This window comes from Actinocorallia sp. B10E7 (assembly GCF_039871655.1).
GTDB lineage: Bacteria > Actinomycetota > Actinomycetes > Streptosporangiales > Streptosporangiaceae > Actinocorallia.
The window spans coordinates 1-19,877 of record NZ_JBDPLZ010000005.1 but is presented as its reverse complement, the minus strand read 5'-3'; the positions used below and the strand labels follow the sequence as shown (position 1 = coordinate 19,877).

The 19,877-nt window shown below is 68.9% G+C and carries 23 protein-coding genes and 2 pseudogenes; 10 read left to right on the top strand and 15 right to left on the bottom strand.

The window, feature by feature from the left end:
* Positions 1-19 precede the first annotated feature (19 nt).
* Together ABGB12_RS17840 and ABGB12_RS17835 are read right to left on the bottom strand one after the other, a co-directional pair.
* A complete protein-coding gene (locus ABGB12_RS17840; RefSeq protein WP_347679253.1) occupies positions 20-511 on the bottom strand; it encodes a tRNA adenosine deaminase-associated protein in 492 nt (163 codons plus the stop codon).
* Between the two features lie 133 nt (positions 512-644).
* On the bottom strand, positions 645-821 hold the full coding sequence (locus tag ABGB12_RS17835) for a hypothetical protein (RefSeq protein ID WP_347679251.1): 177 nt from the start codon (positions 819-821) through the stop codon (positions 645-647).
* Positions 822-872: 51 nt separating this feature from the next.
* On the opposite strand from ABGB12_RS17835, the gene upp reads away from it, so the two are divergent.
* The 5 genes and pseudogenes from upp to ABGB12_RS17810 all read left to right on the top strand — a co-directional run bounded on the left by upp (position 873) and on the right by ABGB12_RS17810 (position 4,417).
* Complete coding sequence (gene upp, locus ABGB12_RS17830; protein WP_347679249.1) at positions 873-1,508, top strand: uracil phosphoribosyltransferase; 636 nt, start codon at positions 873-875, stop codon at positions 1,506-1,508.
* A gap of 134 nt (positions 1,509-1,642) precedes the next feature.
* Positions 1,643-1,870: a hypothetical protein gene (locus tag ABGB12_RS17825; RefSeq protein WP_347679247.1), complete on the top strand. Its 228-nt coding sequence runs from the start codon at positions 1,643-1,645 to the stop codon at positions 1,868-1,870.
* Positions 1,871-1,960: 90 nt separating this feature from the next.
* Positions 1,961-2,119, top strand: coding sequence for a hypothetical protein (locus ABGB12_RS17820; RefSeq protein WP_344448297.1), 159 nt, complete (start codon positions 1,961-1,963; stop codon positions 2,117-2,119).
* Positions 2,116-2,625 (top strand): annotated as a pseudogene (locus tag ABGB12_RS17815) (PH domain-containing protein); the annotation flags it as partial. The gene ABGB12_RS17820 and the pseudogene ABGB12_RS17815, both read left to right, overlap by 4 nt.
* A 451-nt stretch (positions 2,626-3,076) precedes the next feature.
* A complete protein-coding gene (locus ABGB12_RS17810) occupies positions 3,077-4,417 on the top strand; it encodes a helix-turn-helix domain-containing protein (protein ID WP_347679245.1) in 1,341 nt (446 codons plus the stop codon).
* Between the two features lie 97 nt (positions 4,418-4,514).
* Here the strand turns inward: ABGB12_RS17810 and ABGB12_RS17805 are convergent, their stop codons facing one another.
* The 4 genes from ABGB12_RS17805 to ABGB12_RS17790 form a co-directional block, all read right to left on the bottom strand.
* Complete coding sequence (locus tag ABGB12_RS17805) at positions 4,515-5,156, bottom strand: phenylalanine--tRNA ligase beta subunit-related protein (RefSeq protein WP_347679244.1); 642 nt, start codon at positions 5,154-5,156, stop codon at positions 4,515-4,517.
* Entirely contained in the window at positions 5,153-5,632 is a 480-nt protein-coding gene (locus tag ABGB12_RS17800; RefSeq protein ID WP_347679242.1) for an ATP-binding protein, read from the bottom strand. Before ABGB12_RS17800 ends, ABGB12_RS17805 begins: the two co-directional genes overlap by 4 nt.
* A gap of 99 nt (positions 5,633-5,731) precedes the next feature.
* Positions 5,732-7,120 carry a DHA2 family efflux MFS transporter permease subunit gene (locus tag ABGB12_RS17795; protein ID WP_347679240.1) on the bottom strand — a complete coding sequence of 463 codons (1,389 nt, stop codon included), beginning with the start codon at positions 7,118-7,120 and terminating at the stop codon, positions 5,732-5,734.
* A gap of 79 nt (positions 7,121-7,199) precedes the next feature.
* Complete coding sequence (locus tag ABGB12_RS17790) at positions 7,200-8,045, bottom strand: aldo/keto reductase (RefSeq protein ID WP_347679238.1); 846 nt, start codon at positions 8,043-8,045, stop codon at positions 7,200-7,202.
* 379 nt (positions 8,046-8,424) lie between these two features.
* Here ABGB12_RS17790 and ABGB12_RS17785 point away from each other — a divergent pair, with 379 nt between their 5' ends.
* Positions 8,425-9,378: an immunity 49 family protein gene (locus tag ABGB12_RS17785; protein WP_347679236.1), complete on the top strand. Its 954-nt coding sequence runs from the start codon at positions 8,425-8,427 to the stop codon at positions 9,376-9,378.
* A 16-nt stretch (positions 9,379-9,394) separates the two neighbouring features.
* Here ABGB12_RS17785 and ABGB12_RS17780 read toward each other — a convergent pair whose 3' ends face one another.
* The gene (locus ABGB12_RS17780) at positions 9,395-12,028 is read right to left on the bottom strand and encodes a replicative DNA helicase (protein WP_347679234.1); all 2,634 of its coding nucleotides are present in this window, start codon (positions 12,026-12,028) and stop codon (positions 9,395-9,397) included.
* A 227-nt stretch (positions 12,029-12,255) separates the two neighbouring features.
* Here ABGB12_RS17780 and ABGB12_RS17775 point away from each other — a divergent pair, with 227 nt between their 5' ends.
* Together ABGB12_RS17775 and ABGB12_RS17770 are read left to right on the top strand one after the other, a co-directional pair.
* On the top strand, positions 12,256-13,548 hold the full coding sequence (locus ABGB12_RS17775) for an MATE family efflux transporter (protein ID WP_347679232.1): 1,293 nt from the start codon (positions 12,256-12,258) through the stop codon (positions 13,546-13,548).
* 68 nt (positions 13,549-13,616) lie between these two features.
* Positions 13,617-13,805 (top strand): hypothetical protein, encoded by a 189-nt coding sequence (locus tag ABGB12_RS17770; RefSeq protein WP_347679230.1) that lies wholly within the window; start codon positions 13,617-13,619, stop codon positions 13,803-13,805.
* A gap of 32 nt (positions 13,806-13,837) precedes the next feature.
* Here the strand turns inward: ABGB12_RS17770 and ABGB12_RS17765 are convergent, their stop codons facing one another.
* From ABGB12_RS17765 to ABGB12_RS17740, 6 genes are all read right to left on the bottom strand, one after another.
* A complete protein-coding gene (locus ABGB12_RS17765; RefSeq protein WP_347679228.1) occupies positions 13,838-14,068 on the bottom strand; it encodes a DUF4190 domain-containing protein in 231 nt (76 codons plus the stop codon).
* A gap of 105 nt (positions 14,069-14,173) precedes the next feature.
* Positions 14,174-14,614 carry a 50S ribosomal protein L9 gene (gene rplI, locus ABGB12_RS17760; RefSeq protein WP_347679226.1) on the bottom strand — a complete coding sequence of 147 codons (441 nt, stop codon included), beginning with the start codon at positions 14,612-14,614 and terminating at the stop codon, positions 14,174-14,176.
* Between the two features lie 13 nt (positions 14,615-14,627).
* The gene (gene rpsR / locus ABGB12_RS17755) at positions 14,628-14,864 is read right to left on the bottom strand and encodes a 30S ribosomal protein S18 (protein ID WP_106396786.1); all 237 of its coding nucleotides are present in this window, start codon (positions 14,862-14,864) and stop codon (positions 14,628-14,630) included.
* A gap of 276 nt (positions 14,865-15,140) precedes the next feature.
* On the bottom strand, positions 15,141-15,698 hold the full coding sequence (locus ABGB12_RS17750; RefSeq protein WP_347679224.1) for a single-stranded DNA-binding protein: 558 nt from the start codon (positions 15,696-15,698) through the stop codon (positions 15,141-15,143).
* A 42-nt stretch (positions 15,699-15,740) separates the two neighbouring features.
* Positions 15,741-16,031 (bottom strand): 30S ribosomal protein S6, encoded by a 291-nt coding sequence (gene rpsF, locus ABGB12_RS17745; protein WP_106396784.1) that lies wholly within the window; start codon positions 16,029-16,031, stop codon positions 15,741-15,743.
* 189 nt (positions 16,032-16,220) lie between these two features.
* On the bottom strand, positions 16,221-16,358 hold the full coding sequence (locus ABGB12_RS17740) for a hypothetical protein (protein WP_347679222.1): 138 nt from the start codon (positions 16,356-16,358) through the stop codon (positions 16,221-16,223).
* A 92-nt stretch (positions 16,359-16,450) separates the two neighbouring features.
* On the opposite strand from ABGB12_RS17740, the gene ABGB12_RS17735 reads away from it, so the two are divergent.
* Positions 16,451-17,221, top strand: a complete 771-nt coding sequence (locus tag ABGB12_RS17735) for a deoxyribonuclease IV (protein ID WP_347679220.1) — start codon at positions 16,451-16,453, stop codon at positions 17,219-17,221.
* On the opposite strand, the gene ABGB12_RS17730 is transcribed toward ABGB12_RS17735, so the two are convergent.
* On the bottom strand, positions 17,204-17,752 hold the full coding sequence (locus tag ABGB12_RS17730; RefSeq protein ID WP_347679218.1) for a barstar family protein: 549 nt from the start codon (positions 17,750-17,752) through the stop codon (positions 17,204-17,206). The two genes, ABGB12_RS17735 and ABGB12_RS17730, sit on opposite strands and share 18 nt — an antisense overlap.
* 99 nt (positions 17,753-17,851) lie before the next feature.
* Entirely contained in the window at positions 17,852-18,688 is an 837-nt protein-coding gene (locus ABGB12_RS17725) for a serine hydrolase (RefSeq protein ID WP_347679216.1), read from the bottom strand.
* 158 nt (positions 18,689-18,846) lie between these two features.
* On the opposite strand from ABGB12_RS17725, the pseudogene ABGB12_RS17720 reads away from it, so the two are divergent.
* A pseudogene (locus ABGB12_RS17720) lies at positions 18,847-19,877 on the top strand (hypothetical protein); the annotation flags it as partial.

Sequence of the window (19,877 nt, the reverse complement as noted above, 5' to 3'; positions counted from 1 at the left end):
CACCCATTGTGACCTGCCGTCACACCAGGCTGTCGAGGGCCCGCTCCAGGGGGACGGCGAATCCGATCTTCTCTCCGATCGACAGCAGCATCTCGTCGGGGTAGGCCTCGAGGTCTCCGGAGATCGCGCCGAGCTCCATCTCGTCCATGCCGAGGTCCGCGAAGATCGACATGTCGCCGACGGGCAGCACCTGGTCGAGGTCGTCGTCCTCGTCGGGGATGTCGATCTCCAGGTACTCCAGGACCTGCCGGGCCAGTGGCCAGTCGAGGGAGGCGGTGACGTCGGAGAGGAAGACCATGGTCTCCTCGCCGAGCACGCGGATCGCGACGAAGAAGTCGTCGCCGACCGCGGCGAGGCCGATGGTGCCGCCCAGCCCGGGGATCTGCCTGAGCGCGTGGATGAGGCCGTCGAGGTCTTCGGTCAGCGCCACCGGGAGGAGTTCGGCCTCCCAGGCGGATTCCTCCCGAAACACCACGACAGCGAAGTCCGTCGTTTCGTTGTCCGTCATCATTCACCCACCGCCGCGTCCTGTGCCCACCCGAATGTTCCCAGATGCCAGGCCGCGGTGCGGTGTGAGCCGGCTAATTCTCCGGCCGACCGCTTCGCTCGGCGGTCCGGCCGGAACGATGGATCAGTACTGCACACTACTCAGTACGAAAAGTCCGCCTTCGGAGGGTGGCATGGATCTCCGCGCGCCGGGAGCGGCGGGGCGCCACCCTCCGCCGCAGTTCCCTCGCCTCGGCGAGGTCGCGCAGAAAGGCGGCCCGGCGCCGCAGCCGGTCGCGGATCTCCTCCGACGTCCACTCTTCACGCCCGTCCATGTGCCTCTCCTTCCCGCTCTACCATGACTCATCCCTGTTAGCGTGAAGAACATGGAGATCCTTGCGGTCGACCACCCGCTGGTGGCACATAAATTGACTACTTTGCGTGACGTGAGCACCGATTCGCCGACATTTCGCCGCTTGGCCGATGAACTCGTCACCTTGCTGGCCTACGAGGCGACCCGGGACGTTCGCGTGACATCCGTCACCGTGGAGACTCCGCTCCAGCCCGCCTCCGGCGTGCGGCTGGCGCGTCCCGTCCCGCTGGTGGTGCCGATCCTGCGGGCCGGCCTCGGCATGCTGGACGGCATGACGCGGCTGCTCCCCACGGCGGAGGTCGGCTTCCTGGGGATGATCCGCGACGAGGGCACCCTCCAGGCGCAGACGTACGCCACCCGCCTGCCGGACGACCTGTCGGGCCGCCAGTGCTACGTCCTGGACCCGATGCTCGCCACCGGCGGCACCCTGGCCGCGGCGATCAGCCTGCTGTTCGACCGGGGCGCGCGGGACGTCACCGCGATCACTCTGCTGGCCGCGCCCGAGGGCCTCGCCGTGCTGGAGGACTCCTTCCCCGAGAGCACCCCGATCAAGGTCGTCACCGCGGCGATCGACGAGCGGCTCAACGAGAACGGCTACATCATTCCGGGGCTCGGCGACGCCGGTGACCGACTGTACGGAACGGCGTGACACTACGGTGTCGCGCAGGTTCGAGTGGTGTCACCGCCGGGTAATAACCTCGCACGGAGCGTGATGCTCCTCTCGCCGCCCTGGCCCGCTCGGGGACCCGCCGGGGTACGGCGAGCGAGGCAAGGAACGCGTCGATGGCCCAGGACCTGCAGGCTTACGAAGAGCTGACCGAGCGGCTGCGCAAGGAGTTCGCCGCCATCCATCCGGTCTCCACCGTCAACCGGTGCGTCTCGGCCGCACTTCACGGCGCCCAGGACGTGATCGGTTCGGACGAACCGGATCTCGTCGAGAAGATAGCCCGCCGACACCTGCGCGTGCTGGCGATCGTGGCCGCCGAAAGGTCACCCCGCATCGGGGGGTGAAAACGCGAAACCCCCGGTGGGAAAGGGGTTTTTCGGGGGTAGGACCGCTAGTGTGGGATGGGTTTTCCAGTCCCCTGCGGGAGGCGGTTCGTGAACAAGAAACACCTCAAGTGGGCCGGCGGCATCCTGGCCGCGCTCTACGTGATCAACCAACCCGGCGCCGCGGCGGATCTGATCAACCGCATGGCCTCCGGTCTCGGTGACGCGGCCGGGGCCGTCGCCACGTTCGTGAACACCCTGGGCTCATGAGGCTGGTCACCCCGGGAGACTCGGCTCCCGCCTCGGTCAACCGCTACCTGCTGCCCCAGGAACGCCAGGTCATCGTGGTGCGCAAGCACCCCGCCGTGCTGATGAAGCCGGTCCTGTTCGTGCTCGGCGGGCTCATCCTCGCCGGGGTGCTCTCCAACACCGTCGCCGGGGGCGACGCCGGCCGGGTCGTCGACTTCATCTGGCTCGCGTGGCTGGTCCTGCTCGGCTGGTTCGTCTACGAGGTCGCCGAGTGGTCGGTCGTCTACTTCGTGATCACCAATCAGAGGATGCTGCTGACCACCGGGCTCATCACCCGTGACGTGGCGATGATGCCGCTGTCGAAGGTGACGGACATGAGCTACGAGCGTTCGCCCGTGGGACGGCTGCTGGGCTACGGCAAGTTCATCGCCGAGTCCGCCGGCCAGGACCAGGCGCTGCGCGAGGTCGACTTCCTCCCCTATCCGGACCAGCTGTACGCCGAGGTCTGCGAGATGATCTTCCCCAACGGCAAGACGAAGTCGCTGGAGGAGAGGCTGCGCGAGATGATCGACGCCATTCCGAAGATGCGCACCGAGCTCGCCGCCGAGGTGACCACCGGCAACGTCCACGACCTGGAGACCCGGAGGCTGCGGCTGGAGGGGGTCCAGTCCCAGCTCGACCAGCTCGTCGGCGAGTCCGGCGAGTGGCACCGGCAGGCCGCCGAGCTCCACCGGCAGCTCGGCGAGCGCGTGGCGCCCGACGGGACTCCGGAGGACTGACGACCGGAACGAACGGCCCGTGTCCCCTGAGGGCACGGGCCGTCGTCGTGTCAGCGGTCTTTACAGCCATCCGCACTGTGTTCCTGACGCCCAATGTCACAGGTCTGATACAGCGCGGTTCTCGCGGCCCCTGATTGGCTAGTCTGGCGAAAGCACCGTGTGGGTTCTTTTCGCACCCGCAGATCGTTCGGTGTGAAATATGTCGGCACTCCCTCCACCCCAACCTTCCGCTAAGAGAGTTGTCATGCCGGGTCCAGGCAGTGTCGGAGAGCGCGTACGTGACTTGCGGCTGACGCGCCGTATGTCACAGGCCCAACTGGCCGGGCACGACCTCTCCGACAGTTACATTTCGCTGATCGAGTCGGGCAAGCGCACCCCCACCCCGGCCGTTCTGAAACTCCTCGCCGAACGGCTGGGATGCACCCCGGAGTACCTCTCCGAGGGCATCGAGCCCGAGCAGCGCGCCCATGTCGAGGTCCGCGCCCGGCACTGCGAGCTCGCGCTGCTCGCCGGGAACGCGGCCGGAGCGCTCGAGGGCTTCGACGACGTCATCGCCGCGGACGACAATCCCGAACTGACGCTGCGGGCCCGCTGGGGCCGCGCCGCCGCGCTGGAGCGGCTCGGCCGCGTCGGCGAGGCCATCGCGGAGTTCGAGGAGCTGCGCGAGCTGGCCGAACGGGACGCGGGCCGCACCAGCTGGCTGCCGCCCGTCATCGCGCTGACCCGCTGCTACCACGCGGTCGGCGACCTCGGTCAGGCCGTGGCACTCGGCGAACGGGCACTCGGCCGGCTCACCGCGCTCGGGCTGGCCGGTGGCTCCGACCTCGCCGAGGTCGCCAGGGTGCTGCTGCTGGCCTACCTGGACCGGGGCGACACCGCGCGGGCCCAGGCCCTCACCCGGCACATGCCGGACGAGGCGGACGTCGTCGGCGGCTATCGCAGGGCCAGCGAGAAGGCCCTGGAGGAGGGCGCGCTGGGCGACGCCATCTACCTCGCCGACCAGGCGCTGGAGGCGGCCTCGGCCCGCTCCCGCTCCACCGCGCAGGCCCGGCTCCGGGTCGCCGGAGCCCGGGCGCTGATCCGCGGCGACGAGACCGACAACCGGCGCGCGCTGGACCTGCTCACGGCCGCCGCTCCCGAGTTGAGCGGGGACGAGGCGACCGCCTGCGTCATCGAGTCGGCACGAGCGCTGATCAGCCTGGGCAGGCTCGACGAGGCCGTCGCCACCGTCCGCCGCACCCTGGACGGCATGCCCCGCCAGGACTTCGACCCGGTCATGGCGCAGGCGCAGCTCGTCCTGGCCCAGGCGCATCTGGCGCAGTCCGGCAGGGAGGCTGCGCTGTCCGTCCTGCGGGCCACCGCGGCCCGGCTGGAGCGGCTGCCCGCGAGCCGGCTCACCGCTTCGCTCTCCCGCGAGCTGGGCGACCTGTTCGACGCGGCCGGCGACGGGGCCAACGCGACCGCCGCCTACCGCCGGGCGCTGGAATCGGTGGGGCTGCGGCCCACCCGGCAGTCCACCCAGGCCTTCGTCGGCCACTGAAGTATCCGGGAATCGGTCTCGGAAGGCGTGTCTTCCGAGACCGATTTCTACTGTTCCAGCTATTCCCGCATTTTTGACTGAGCGATGTCCTGACGTTTTACGCCTTCAGCAGCCGTCCTTCGATCTCGACCTCGGGGGAGATCGCGCGCAGCCGTGTCGCCAATGCCTCTCCCGCGGCGTGCAGCCGTTCCAACGGGTAAGGCTCCAACCTTTCCAGGAGGAAAAGGGCGTTACGCGTGTCTTCCGTGATACGTGTCCGTACGCATTGGCGCCAGTTCCATCGCCGGCAGGTGACACCCTCGTCGTCCCGCCAGATCACCTCGCCCGGCGCGGGCGGCTCGGCGTCCTCGAACGACTCCTCGCCGGTGGCGACCGTCAGCCGGGCCGGACCGATGTACCTGTCGAGGTCCTCCCCGCCGATCGGCAGCGCGTACTCGACGCTGACGGCGTTGTAGGCGTCCACGACCCGGTTGATGGACGGCAGCGAGTCGGCCCGGCGCAGCAGCGCGTCCACCGACGGACGGGTCCGGTTGGGTCTGGCGCCGAACGCCCGGTAGGCCTCGCGCCAGGCGAGGACATGGGGATCATCCGGGTTGGCCGTGTGCGCGGCGGCCGACAGCCAGGAGGCCGACTCGGCATCGCCCGGACCGTTGCGCAATCCGTGGGCGGCCATCACCAGGACCGCGAAATCGGGACGCAGAGCGCGGACGGAGTCGTCCACGACGACTTGCTCGATCATGAACCCAGTATGCCGGGGGCCCCGCCGGCCATCGCCCCGGCCCTGCCGGGGAGGGAGAGACATCCGTGCTGGTCGGAGCGCTCCACCGGCTCGGCCCCGACGTCGAACCACACCCGGGTGCCCTCGGGCTCCCGGGTGAAGCCCCAGCGCGAGGCGCAGCCGTCCAGAAGCTCGCTGCCCCTGCCCTCGGTGGACTCGACGCCCACCCGGCAGAAGCAGGGGACGCTCGCCGACCCCTCGTCGGCGACCACGACCCTGGCCCAGGTGTCGGTGTTGCTGACGGTGACGATGAAATGCCCGCCGGGCCCGCCGCTGCCGCTGTGCTCGACGGCGTTGGTGGCCGTCTCGCTGACCAGGAGGACCGCCGCGTCCCGGTGGGCGTGGGCGGTCCCCAGGACGTCCGAGACGAAACGCCGGGCCGTCCGCACCTGCTCGGGACGGCCGGGAAGCCGCAGACTGCGTACTTGAGCACCCATTGCGCCGCCTCCACCACGATAACGCTTTGTGATTACCTAGTGACACAATGGTGCTCTTTTATGGTCAAGGCCGCAACCGTTTCCGGACCCCGGAGGGCTTCAGGCGGCTGCCGGTTCCGCGTTCTCCTTCGCGGCCGGAGCCTCCATGGTCGACGCGGCGTCCTCGTCCGGAATCCGCAGCGCGAGCAGCGCGCCCAGCAGGGAGAACCCGCCCGCCACCGCGAACGCCCACGGATAGGCCTCGGCACTGGACAGCAGGGCCACGGCGGTCGCCGCCGCCGCGACGCCCAGGGCCGCCCCCAGCTGGCGCGTCGCGTTGAAGAGCGCGGACGCCTGCGCCGTCTGCTCCGTGGAGATCGTGGCGAAGGCCGCGGCCGTCACGGTGCCGAACACGTGGGACATGATGTAGCCGATGGCGAACATCACCACGGGCAGGACCGCGACGGGCACCACGCCCGCCACCGGGATCAGCGCGGCGACCAGGGCGAGCGAGCCCGCCATCAGGCGGCGCGGGCCGAACCGGTGGTAGAGCCCCGTCATCCGCCGGGAGCCGACCATCACGCCGAGCGCCTCGGGGAACGTGCACAGGCCCGCCTGGAGCGCGCTCAGCCCCCGCCCCTCCTGAAGGGTGAGCGGCACCAGGAACAGCACGCCCATGAAACCCGCCGTCGACAGGACCGACGCGCTGTTCGTCCGGCGGAACAGGCGGTCGCCGTAGAGGGTGAGGCGCAACATCGGATCCGGCTTGCGGGACTCGACCCGCACGAGCAGCGCCAGCATGACGAGCCCTCCCGCGGCCGGGACCAGGGTCTCCGGCGAGCCCCAGCCGAGGGCCGAACCCTCGCTGAGCGCGTACATCACCCCGGCGAAACCGGCGCCGGCCAGAACGAACCCGGCGAAGTCGAATCTCCCCGTCCTGCGGCCCCGGTGGTCGGGGAGGGTGAGCAGGCCGAAGAGGAGCGCCGCCAGCCCGATCGGCACGTTGACGAAGAACACCCAGCGCCAGCCGACCGTGTCCGCCAGCAGGCCGCCCACCACGGGGCCGGAGGCCGGGGCCAGGGCCGTCGGCACCATGAGGATCTGGTTGGCCCGCAGCCGCTCGGCCGGCGGGTACTCCCGCAGCAGCAGGGCGAACCCGACGGGCGTGATCATGCCGCCTCCGGCGCCCTGCAGCACCCGGAAGGCGATCAGCTGCCCCTCGTTCTGGGCCAGCCCGCACAGCGCCGAGGCCGCGGTGAAGAAGCCGAGCGCCACCAGGAAGACCCGCCGGTAACCGAACCTGTCGGCCAGCCAGCCCGAGGCCGGGATGACCACGGCGAGGCTCACCAGGTAGCCGGTGACGACCGCCCCGATCCCCCCGACGGGGACGCCGAACGACTCCGCCATCTTCGGCAGGGCCACGTTGACGACGGTGGTGTCCAGGATCGAGATGAACATCGAGCAGACGAAGACCACGCTGACCGCGACCTTCGGCGTCACCCTCGCCATGGCCCTCCTTAGGGTCGGTTCTCACCAGACCACAGGAAGCCTGACAGGTCAAAGAAAATTCCCACCAAACAGGGGTACTTCAGACGAGTTCCGCCAGGCGGGAGAGCTCCTGCGAGGTGAGTTCGAGATCACCCGCGGCGAGGTTCTCGTCCAGGTGCGCCGGGGAGGTGGTGCCCGGCGTGGGCAGCAGGACCTTGGAGCGGTGGAGCAGCCAGGACAACGCGACCTGCGCCGGGGTGGCGTCATGGGCCCGGGCGATCTCGTCGACCACCGGCTGGCCGGACGCGGCGAGCGCGCCCTCGTTCAGCGGCCCCCAGGGCAGGAAGGCCACCCGGCGCTCCTCGCACAGCTCCAGCAGCGGGGTGGCCTCGCGGTCCAGGAGATGGAAGCGGTTCTGGACCGAGGCGATCTCGGCCAGCTCCATCGCGGCCCGCAACTGCTCGGCGGAGATGCTGTCCAGCCCGATGTGACGGATCTTGCCCTCCCGCCGGAGCTCGGTGAGCGCGCCGAGCTGCTCGGCCAGCGGGACCTGAGGGTCGATGCGGTGCAGCTGGTAGAGGTCAATGGTGTCCAGCTTGAGCCGGCGGAGGCTGGCCTCGCACATCTCCCTGAGCGACTCCGGACGCCCGTCCAGGTGCCACTCGGTCGCGGACGTGCGGACGATCCCGCCCTTGGTGGCGACGGCCAGGCCGACCGGGTAGGGGTGCAACGCCTCGGCGACCAGCTCCTCGGCCAGACCGGGCCCGTAGTCACCCGCGGTGTCGATGAGGTCCACACCCCGCATGACCGCGTGGCGCAGCAGCCTGACGGCGTCCTCCCGGTCGCCCCGGGCCCCCCAGTGGCCCTTGCCGACCAGCTGTCCGGTGCCCAGACCGATCCGGTGGACGGGTAGGTCACGGCCGATAAAGAACATCTCGAACGACATGTGCGTGACTTTACCGCTGCCTTTCCCCTGCTCGTAAAACAGGCGAGATCAATTCCGGGTGCCCGCTGACCTGCGGCTCCCCCGCGAAGTTGTCACGAGCCGCAGACACTCTCAAAGTTTTCCGTCTTTTCCGGCATATAACGGACCTATCCCTGCAAGCCACACTGAACCAGCGGCCGGAGCTTCCGGCAGGTGTCGGGGAGACACCGTTCCGGCGTCGTGTGGTGCGGTCACACGGCGCCGGAACCGTTCCCGGCCCGCCCCTCGCGGCCCTCCGACCAGTGCCGCCGGTCGGGACCTCCCGGTCGTCTCCGGGAAGGATGCCCGAACCCGTTGATAGCGTGCCGTTCCTGACAGAAGATCAGGAAGGACAACAGCCGTGCGGGAAGTCACACGCCATGAGGTCAGCGGACAGTACATGGCACGGGCGCTCGACGACATCGTCCACCGGACCCGACAGCGGTGGCACGACATGCTCCACGGCACCACGACCCCGGAGAGTCTGCGGGAACTCCGTGACGAACTCCTCGACCATGTCGCGGCCCGCACAGTGGAGGGATCCGTGCTTGACGAGCCGCCGCGCTCCGCACTGCGGACCGCGGCGGAGTGCTCGCTGGGAATGCTGAGCGTCGGCTGCTTCCCCGACGGCGATCAGGAGATCGACTTCCCCCTCATCGGCGAGAAGATCAGTACTGAGGAAGCCGGCTTCCACGACACCTCCCAAGAGGCTCCCACGGCCAGAACGTGGGTCGACGCGTTCACGACAAGCCTGGTCAGCCGCCTGGTGTGGGACTGGCAGCGGGTGATCGGCCTGCTGCTGAGAGACGACTACGCGCCCGCGATCCGCGACGGGGTGCCGTACTCGAAGCTGAAGTCGACCTCGGATCCGGCGGATCTCGCCGCGATGGACGCCCTGTGCTGCTACCTGACCCAGAGCAGCGGGCATCTGCCCCGGGACTGGCCCGCCGTTCCCCTGTGCAAGCCGGACGCCGGCGACCGCGCCGAGGCGGCCCGGCGGCTGGACGCGGCCGGTCCCCTGACTCCGGACCAGCGTCTCCTTCGCGTCCTTCTCGAAGATGACCGGCATTCCTTCGAGCGGGCCCTCGCGGCCCGGCTCGCCGAACACCGGGAGAACGTGGGACCCGATCCCGCGCCCAGGACCCTGCTGCCGCTCGACGCCCTTGCCCTGGCCGCCCTCGCGGTCCAGGCGCACGGCTGGGAGTTGCGCGTCCGGTCCGGCTATCTGCCGCCCGAACTGCTGGGTTCCCCGGAGGCGTTGCAGCGGGCGGCGGACACCCACAGGAACGACCTGGGCCCTTGGTCCGCCAGGTAGACGCTGTTCCGCCGGGTCAGCCGGTGGCCATGTCGACGAAGCGGCTGTAGTGGCCCTGGAAGGCGACGGTGACGGTGGCGGTGGGGCCGTTGCGGTGCTTGGCGACGATCAGATCGGCTTCACCCGCTCGTGGGGATTCCTTCTCGTAGGCGTCTTCTCGGTGGAGAAGGATGACCATGTCCGCGTCCTGCTCGATGCTGTTGTGGAGAGCTACGCCGTTGGCGATGAAGTTGCTCAGCCCCATCACGGTGGCGTCATAGACCTCCTGGACACCGAGGCTCTCGATCGAGACGATCTCGTCCCAGAAGACGTCGTTCGAAGCCATGAGTTCAAGCTCTGTGCTCTCGAGCACAGAGGCGATACGACCCAGGCGATGACGGCTCGGCGCACGCTTCCACATGGCACTGCCGCAGAACCTGCTTCCCATGGCCTCGGAGAAGGCCCGGTGACTCATCCTCTTCTCCGCGAGGATCTCGCGCACGTCGTTCCACACCTCCTTGGGAACAGTGTCCCTGTTGGTGTTCGCCGTCTTCTGGCGAAGCCGTGCGGATGCCTCCTTCGCGATCTCGCCTCGCACGCCGTGGACTCCGACGGCCTCGAAGAAGGCGAGTTGGTTGGGGGCCGCGTAGAGATGCAGTTGGTAGCAGATCCCGTACCCCTGCTTCTGGGTGGTTTTGATCCTTGACATGATGCCGAAGCGCAGGAGCAACCGAGAGACATCATCAATGAGACGGCGGCTGGTAGACGCGTAGTAGACCCTGCACATGCCGTTCTTCTCATCCCACCACACACAGCCGTCGGTCGCCCACAGGTGCCGAAGGAACAGGGCGACCTGCTCCTTCGGCAGGGAGAAGACCTGGTGCGGAACGAATTTCTCCGCAGAGCGCAGCCCGAAGAGCCCCAGCTTGTCCAGCCATTCGGCGATTGGGTTGCGCATGTCGTGGGTCAGGTGATGCGGCGAGGCCAAGCGCAACGTCGTCACTCTGGCGGCCTCGTAGTCGTCTCTGATGACCCGCACTCCGAATCTGCGGGCGGCCGACTCGGCAACCGCATCGAGGCAGGCCTCGTCCTTGCTGCAGTAACGGATCGGCTGGCCCTTCACGAAGGATCCGTCACCGATCAGGTGGGCCAGCACGACGACTTCGTCATCGTCCATCGGCGCGATGTTGAGCGGAGGCGGCACATGACGCGGCGCGGCGACCCTTGCGCCCACGTTGAGAGCCCCCAGTTCCTGCCAGCCTTCGTAGGTGAGGAACGGATGGTTCGCCGTCGCCTCCACCTCTTTGCCCGAGGCGAGCGTGACTCTGAACGCCTCCTTCCTTCCGCTGGAGAAGGCGTGCGTCAGAGTGCGGGGAACATACTTCAACCGCTCGTCCAGCGCCCAAACGGGGATATCACGCGCACCGCTGGCGAACAGCTCACCGATGGTCACCTCCTCGTTGGAGTCCGCCCTCATCAACCTGGTGGAAGCCGTGACGCAGCCGGACTCACGCAGGTCGGACACCATGGGGCGTTTGTCGGTCCGCTGCTCGGGGCCTCGGTTGAGCTGGGAGAGCGCGATGACGGGGACCTGGAGTTCCTTGGCGAGGAGCTTCAGCGAGCGGGAGAACTCCGAGACCTCGACCTGACGGCTCTCGACGCGTTTGCCGGACGTCATCAGCTGGAGGTAGTCGATGACGACCAGACGGAGGTCGTGCTGCTGTTTGAGGCGGCGGCACTTGGCGCGGATCTCCATCATCGACATGTTGGGGGAGTCGTCGATGAAGAGGGGGGCTTCGGCGACCTCGCTCATCCGGCGGGCGAGGCGCGTCCAGTCGTCGTCGTTCATGGTGCCCGAGCGCATGGCGTGCAGGGCGACGCGGGCCTCGGCCGACAGCAGACGCATGGTGATCTCGTTGCGCCCCATCTCCAGGCTGAAGAACGCCGAGGTCAGGCCGTGCCTGATGGAGGCGGCGCGCACGAAGTCCAGCGCGAGGGTGGACTTTCCCATGGCGGGGCGGGCCGCGACGACGATCATCTGGCCGCCGTGCAGGCCGTTGGTGAGGGTGTCGAGGTCGGTGAAGCCGGTGGGGACGCCCACCATCTGTCCGTCGCGGCTGCCGATGGCCTCGATCTCGTCGAGGGCGGCGGGCATGATCTCGCTCAGCGGCAGGTAGTCCTCGCCGGAGCGCTTGTCCGCGATGGCGTAGACCTCGGCCTGTGCCTGGTCGAGCAGGTCGTCGGCGTCCGCTCCCGCGGTGTAGCCGAGCTGCACGATGCGGGTGCCGGCCTCCACGAGGCGGCGCAGCACCGAGCGCTCCTGGACGATCTTGGCGTAGTAGCCGGCGTTGGCCGCGGTCGGCACCGAGTTGATGAGCGTGAACAGGTAGGGGGCGCCGCCGGTGCGGGTGTGCTCGCCGCGCTTGGTGAGCTCGGCGCCGACCGTCACGGCGTCGGCGGGCTCACCGCGGCCGTACAGGTCGAGGATGACGTCGTAGATGACCTGGTGGGCGGGACGGTAGAAGTCGGACGCGCGGATCTGCTCGATGACGTCCGAGATGGCGTCCTGCGACAACATCATGCCGCCCAGCACGCACTGTTCGGCGTTCAGATCGTGCGGGGGGACACGTTCGAACTCGGACTCCTGCCGAGGGATTTCCGCGATACTCACTCGGCGCCCATCCTTCCCCGAACCGCACCTACGTCACAGTTCTAACGCACCCCTCTGACATTCTCTGGACATCCGCGCGTCTCCCCAAGTTGATCTGTGGATGAGCCTGTGGATGACCTGTGCAGTACTCCCCAGAGCCTGTGGACAACCTGGGGACAACTTGTGGAAAAACATGTTCGCACAACCAGAGATAGGGGCTTGAGCTGCGAAAACGTCCGTCCACACCTGTGGACAAAAGAAAACACGACAAGGAGATCCTGCATCTGGCCGTGCCGGCGTTCGGCGCGCTCGTCGCCGAACCCCTCTTCCTGCTCTCCGACGCGGCCATCGTCGGACGGCTCGGCACGGCACAACAGGCGGCCCTCACCATCGCGGGCCAGGCGCTGTCCACCCTCATCGGCGTCTGCGTCTTCCTCGCGTACGCGACCACGGCCGCGGTCGCACGCCAGGTCGGAGCGGGAGACCTCCGCCACGCCACACGGCAGGGAATCGACGGGCTCTGGCTCGCCCTCGCCATCGGCGCGGCGCTGATCGCCGTCGGCATCCCGGCGAGCCCGTCCATCGTCGGCTTCTTCGAACACAACGAGTACGCCGTCGAATACCTGCGCATCAGCCTGCTCGGCGCACCGGCCATGCTCGTCGTCCTGGCCGGCACCGGTGTGCTCCGCGGCCTGCAGAACGGACGCGTCCCGCTGTACGTCTCCGGCGGGATGTTCACCGTCAACCTCGTGCTGAACGCGTTGTTCGTACTGGTCTTCGGCTGGGGAATCGCCGGTTCGGCCTGGGGAACCGTCACCGCGCAGACCGGAGGCGCACTCGTCTACCTCGTGACGGTGCTGCGCCTGGCACGACGTCACGGGGCTTCTGTACTGCCGGACTGGCGAGGTCTGCGCGCCGCGGCCACGTCCGGGTTCGCACTCGTCATCCGTACCGTCACGCTCCAGGCCACCCTCGTACTCGCGACTCTCGTCGCGGCCCGGCAGGGCCCGGACGTCGCCGCGGCGTACGGCATCAGTTCGCGTATCTGGCTGCTCTCCGCTTTCGTGCTGGACGCCGTGGCGATCGCGGGCCAGTCTCTGCTCGGACGCCACCTCGGCGCCGGGGACCAGAAGGCGGCCCGCGAAGTGACCCGGCGGATGGCGTGGTGGGGCCTGTACGCCTCGTGCGGTTTCGCCGCGCTCCTCCTGGCCGTCCGCCCCTGGGTGCCGGGGCTGTTCGACGCCGACCCCGTGGTCTCCGCACTGCTCGTCCAGGCGCTGCTCGTGGTGGCGCTGATCCAGCCGCTCGGCGGATTGACCTTCGTCCTGGACGGGGTGCTCATCGGCGCGGGGGACATGAGGTACCTGGCCTGGGCCGGCGTTTTCACGCTGGCGGCGTTCCTGCCCGCCGCCCTGCTGGCCGCGGGGCACGGGATCGCGGCGTTGTGGCTGGCCCTCGGCTGGTGGATGGCCGTCCGGCTGCTCACCCTGGGAGCGCGTGCCCGTACCGGCGCCTGGCTGGTCACCGGTGCCGCTCGTTGATCGAAATCGTTGATACAGATGTTCGAAAACTTACTCGAAGGGACTGCCGTGTTCGCTAGAATTCGAACATGCGTTCACCGCACGGGGAGAGGCTGGCTCGCCTGACACAGGCGATCGACGAGCTGGCGGCACACGGCCTGGCCGACCTGCCGCCGGACGCGTTGGCCGAGCGGGTCGCGCACATCTGCACCCTGGTCGAGGGCATCGACCCCGAGTCCACCCGCCGCCGCGCGCACATCACGCGCATCGAGAACTGAGCCGGGGGCGCCCTTCCCTCCGCGTCCCCGGCTCAGGCGACGATCAGGACGTTCCCCTGCAGAAGGAAGAGGCCGAGGCAGAGCAGGCCCACATAACCGAGGATCAGGCCGGCCAGGGCGGGGACGCGGCCGCGTTCGCCAGTGGCTCGTATCTGGCGGCGGGCCAGGTGACCGAAGACCACGGCCAGGAGGCTGCCGATCCCGCAGGCCCACAACAGCCCGCAGACCAGCGAGGCGACTGCGTAGGGGTTGGTACGGCGCACGCGGTCAGTCTCCACCCAGTGGGGGAGCAAAACAATCCTTATCCCCGATCGGCATGACAAAGACGGCCCGGATCGGATGATCCGGGCCGTCTCCGTTGAGCCAGGTCAGGCGACGTTCAGGCTGACCGTGCCGCTGACCTCCGGGTGGAGGCGGACGGTGACCTTGTGCGCGCCGGTCGTCTTGATCGGGTGGTCGATCTCGATGCGACGCTTGTCGAGGTCGGGGCCACCGGCGGTCTTGACGGCCTCGGCGATGTCGCCGGCGGTCACGGCGCCGAACAGGCGGCCGCTCTTGCCGGACTGCGCCTTGACGACCACCTTGAGACCCTTGAGGGAGTCGGCGATCTCCTTCGCCTGCTCCAGGGTCGCGATCTCGCGGGCGGCACGCGCCTTCTTGATCACGGTGATCTGCTTCTCGGCGCCCTTGCTCCACTGGATGGCGAAGCCACGAGGCACGAGGTAGTTGCGGCCGTAGCCGTCCTTGACCTCGACGACGTCGCCCGGAGCACCGAGACCGGAAACCTGCTGGGTGAGGATCAGCTTCATATCAATCCCCTCCTTAGCGAGCGGTCGAGGTGTACGGAAGCAGCGCCATCTCACGCGCGTTCTTGATCGCGGTGGCGACGTCGCGCTGGTGCTGGGTGCAGTTGCCGGTCACCCGGCGTGCACGGATCTTGCCCCGGTCGGAGATGAACTTCCGCAGCAGCGGAGTGTCCTTGTAGTCGACGTAGGAGATCTTCTCCTGGCAGAACAGGCAGACCTTCTTCTTGGGCTTACGGGGCGGTGGCTTGGCCATCGTGGTGCTCCTCAGACTCAGAGCCCTGCCGAAGCAGGAATGGACATTTCAGTGTATTTCCCGATACCAGGGGCACCGAGCGGACTCGCAGGCTACTCGCCCGCGACCCCGGAAGACCGTGGATTTCGCGCCCAGAGAACCTGGGCCCTCCGTCTGCGGCCGGAAAGCCGTGACTCGAACACCCGGGGACGAAGCCGAGGAGAACCAGTCCCCACGACTCCTGCCGTCCCGGTATGACAACAAGGAGTCAGCCTGCTGCCACAGCGACGGGCTTTATCAGAAGGGCGGTTCGTCGGAGAAGCCGCCACCGCCGGCCGGGGCGCTGGTCGCCCAGGGGTCCTCCGGCGGGGTGGACGGGCCGCCGGAGTAACCTCCGCCGCCCTGGTAGCCACCGCCGCCACCACCCTGGTAACCGCCACCGCCCTGGTAGCCGCCGCCACCGCCGCCACCGTAACCGCCGCCCTGGCGGCTGGTCTTGGTCACCTTGGCGGAGGCGTTCTTCAGAGACGGACCGACCTCGTCGGCCTCGATCTCGTAGACGGTGCGCTTCTCGCCCTCTTTGGTCTCGTAGGAGCGCTGCTTCAGGCGACCCTGAACGATCACCCGCATGCCCCGCTGAAGGCTCTCCGCGCAGTTCTCCGCGGCCTGCCGCCAGACGTTGACGGTGAGGAAGAGGCTCTCGCCGTCCTTCCACTCGTTGGTCGCCTTGTCGAGGTACCGCGGGGTGGACGCGACGCGGAAGGACGCGACGGCCTGCCCGGACGCGGTGAACCGCAGATTGGGGTCCTCGACGAGGTTCCCGACGAGGGTGATCGTGGTGTCGCCTGCTGCCATGGGGTTACGCTCCCGACTCCGGTGTGGGGCTCACAACGAGGTCTAGTGGACCTCGGGACGCAGGACCTTCGTACGCAGCACCGACTCGCTCAGGTTGAGCTGGCGGTCAAGCTCCTTGACCAACGCGGGCTCAGCGGTGAGGTCGACGACGGCGTAGATGCCCTCGGACTTCTTCTGGATGTCGTACGACAGGCGCCTGCGGCCCCAGACGTCGACCTTCTCCACGGTGCCCCCGCCGGTCTTGACCACGTTGAGGAACTGGTCGACGGTCGGCGTGATCGCGCGCTCGTCGAGCGACGGGTCGAGGATCACCATAACTTCGTAGCGACGCATTGAGGTCCCTACCTCCTTTGGACTGATGCGGTCACGGCGTGTCCGTGACAGGAGGGCTAGCTGCCTGCCCGCTCCCGGCTCGCAGGCGAGTGCCTCGAGCGCAGAGTGCGGGACCGAACCAGGCTACCAACAACCCGTGGGTCGTCAGACCTGCTTCCACAGGCTCCGCCGGCCTGCGAGCGCCTTCGTTCAGGCGGCGCTCGCCCGCCGCCGGTCGAGCTCGGCCATGAGATCGAACATGCGGGCCCTCAGCTTGGCCGTCTGGGTCGTCAAGCGCGACAGCTCATCGACCAGTTCCGCGTCGCCGATCTGGGAGAACTCGTTCATCAACCCTCCTCGAATCGAAGTCGTGTTCGACTCTAACCCGTGGCGCCGACAAAACCCCGCTCGCTGTCGGGACCAGGCCCTAGCCTGGTCGCATGCGCATCGGAGCCCATGTCAGAGACGACGACCCCATCGCCGCGGCCGAAGAGCTGAAGGCCGACGTCGTGCAGTTCTTCATCGGTGATCCCCAGGGCTGGAAGAAGCCGGTGCTCCCCGAGGGGCTGGCCGACGTGGTGAAGGCCTCGGACGTCGAGGTCTTCGTCCACGCCCCGTACCGGATCAACGTCGCGACGACGAACAACCGGGTGCGGATCCCCAGCCGCAAGCTGCTGGAGCAGCACCTGCGGGCCGCCGCGGAACTGGGCGCCAAGGGGCTGATCGTGCACGGCGGGCACGTCGGCGACGGCGACGACCCGCAGGTGGGCTTCGACAACTGGCGCAAGGTCTTTGAACGGCTGGAATGCCCGATCCCGGTGCTGATCGAGAACACCGCGGGCGGCGGCAACGCCATGGCCCGGAAGTTCGACCGGATCGCCCAGCTCTGGGAGACGCTGGACGGCGTCGCCGACCTGGAGAAGAACGTCGGCTTCTGCCTGGACACCTGCCACGCCCACGCCGCCGGAGAGGAACTCCTGGACGCCGTCGCCCGGATCAAGGCGATCACCGGCCGGATCGACCTCGTGCACTGCAACGACAGCCGCGACGCCTTCGGCTCCGGTGCCGACCGCCACGCCAACCTCAAGCACGGCCAGATCGACCCCGACCTCATCCTCGCCGTCTGCCGCGAAGCGGACGCCCCGATCGTCCTGGAGACCCCGGGCGACGGCCAGGCCGAAGACCTCGCCTTCCTACGCGAGTCCCTTTAGCTCCTGGAGTTCGGCGGCGGAGGCGGGGAGCAGCACGTGCATGGGCGTATCGCTCTCCGCCCAGGCGTCGACGGCGTCACGGAAGATGTCCATGACCGTGAAGAACGTCTCGGGGGCTGCTTCGGCGAGGCTCCGCCAGGCCGGCCAGACGATCAGGTAGCCCTTTTTCGCCGGAAGCCACTCCATGTCGGTCAGCAGGTCGTAGAAGGCGTCCCCATCGTCGGCGTCGGAGTCCTCCGGGAACTCCAGGACGTCCGCGGCGTTGGCGAGGAACTCCTCCTCGTTCCGGGACTCGCCCAGCCCGAAGACCTCCCAGCCGGCGTCCTCGGCGTCCACCAGCCACGGGGGCGCCTCGACGTCGGCGTGGCCGCCGCCCATCGCCAGGGGAAGCGCGAGCCGTCCGTCCGGAGTGCGGGTGAGACCCGCCCGCTGCGGCCGCCTCGCGGTGCGGAACAGCTCCTCCGGCGAGATCTCCCAACGGCGGACGCCCGGCGCCACCCGTCCGGCGATCAGCTCTTCCAGCCCGTGCATGCTCTCCTCGACTGTGCTCGACGTGCCCGGCCGAAGCCGTGGACTCGCCGATGGTAGCCGCGTGTACGCCGTGACGTGACGGGGGCGTCCTGGACGGCTCTAACCGCTGAAACCCCAGTCGAGCATGCGCTTGGCGTCGTAGAAGCGCCTCTTCTCCGTGGGAGAGCCGAGGATGACGCCGATCTGCGTGCGCTTGCCGCGCTTGGCGGCGAACATGAAGCAGTAGCCGGCTCCGTTGGTGTAGCCCGTCTTGATGCCGGAGATGCCGGGGTACTTGCCGAGCAGGCGGTTGGTGTTCTCGAACGTGTAGGTGCGGTTCTTCGCCGTCTTGATGGTGATCTTCTTGGTGGCGGCGGCCTTCTCGATGGTGGGGAAGCGCAGGGCGTACCTGGCCAGCTTGACCTGCTCGGCCGCCGTCGAATACGTCGACGTCTGGGACGGGTAGGGCAGGCCGTCGAAGTTGGCGTAGCGCGTCTTCTTCAGGCCGAGGCGCTTGGCCGTGGCGTTCATCTTCGCGACGAAGTTCTTGTAGCCGGGTCCGTAGGCGTCCGCGAGGGCCGCGGTGGCGTCCGCGCCGGATTCGAGCATCGCCCCGTACAGCAGGTCGCGGACCTTGACCCTGTCGCCGACGACGAGCCCGGCCTCGGAGGCGTTCCACTTGTCGCCGTAGGTGGTGTACTTCTTCTTGATCTTCAGGGTGCGGTCGAGGTTCGTCTCCTGCCGCAGCACCACGATCGCCGTCATCACCTTGGTCAGGCTGGCGATCGGCCGTTTGGTGTCCGCGCCCTCGTTCCAGACGGTCTTGCCGTTCAGGCTGAGCGCCACCGCTTTGGCCTTGATCGCGGGCTGCGGCAGGCTCGGCGCCGCCTGCGCGGGCGCCCCCGTCCCCACGAGCACGGTGGTTCCCACAGCGACGGACACGATCAGCTTGCGCACGGCACCCCCGGCCCCTGGGCTACTGGAACAGCCGACACCCTGGCAGCACCCTGCGACACTTCGCAAACCGCGCACACCCGCACAGCCTCCTACCAGCGCTTGTCCACAGAATTCGGTTCGGTTCCTTCGCGGGCTCCGTGCCGCCGCAGGGTGGAGGCATGACGCAGCCACAGCTCTTCGACACCGGCCCTCTCGGCCACCGCCCGCTCGTCGCCCACGGCACCGGCCCGTTCGAAGCCCGGCTCCGCCTCCTGGAGCGGATCAGGGCGCCCTTCGTGCTCACCGCACGGGCCGCCGCCCTGCTCTGGGGCCTGGCCCTGCCCCGCCGCGTCCCGGCCGCCGTCCCCCTGGAGCTGGCCGTCCCCTGCCCCGCCTCGGCCGCCGACCCTCCGGAGCCGACCGCCCCCGCCGCAGTTCCAAAGCCGAGCGTCTCCGCGCCCGCAGCTCCAAAGCCGATCTCCCCCGCACGGGCCCCGGTCGCGGTCCCTCCCGGACCGCCCGTCCTTCCCCGCCTCGGCCGCGGTGATCCACCCGTCCTGCATCTACTCCCCGAGGACGTCACCACGTTGGACGGTCACCGCCTCACCACCGCGGAACGCACCGCCTACGACTGTGCCCGCTCCCTGCCCCGCTACGAGGCCCTCGCCCTGGTCGACCAGTTCCTGGCCCAATGCGTCTCCCGGCCCGCCCTGATGGCCCGCGCCCGCCGCGCCACCGGCCCCGGCGCCACCCAGTCCCGCGCCGTCATCGCGATGGCCGACCCCGCAGCCCAGTCCCCCGGCGAATCCCTGATCCGCGGTGTCCTCGTGGACACCGGTTTCCCCCGCCCCACCTGCCAGCTCCCCGCCCCTCCCACCCCCTACCGCCTGGACCTCGGCCACGCCCGCTACCGCTGCGCCGTCGAATACGACGGCGAGGCCCACCACACCGGCCCCCGCAACCGCTCCCACGACGCCTTCCGCCGCGCCCGCCTCGCCGCCCTCGGCTGGCGGATCCTCCCCGTCACCCGCGACTTCCGCACCCGCCCCGCCCCCTACCTCGACGCCTGGCTGACCCTCCTCCTCCAGTCGGGCTGGTCCCCCACCCCCACCCACCTGACCGCCCTCACCCGCCGCATACGCGCCCTCCACCTCCCCCTCCGCTTACTCCCTCTGCGGATTCGACCACCCCCCCCCCCCCCCCCCCCGCC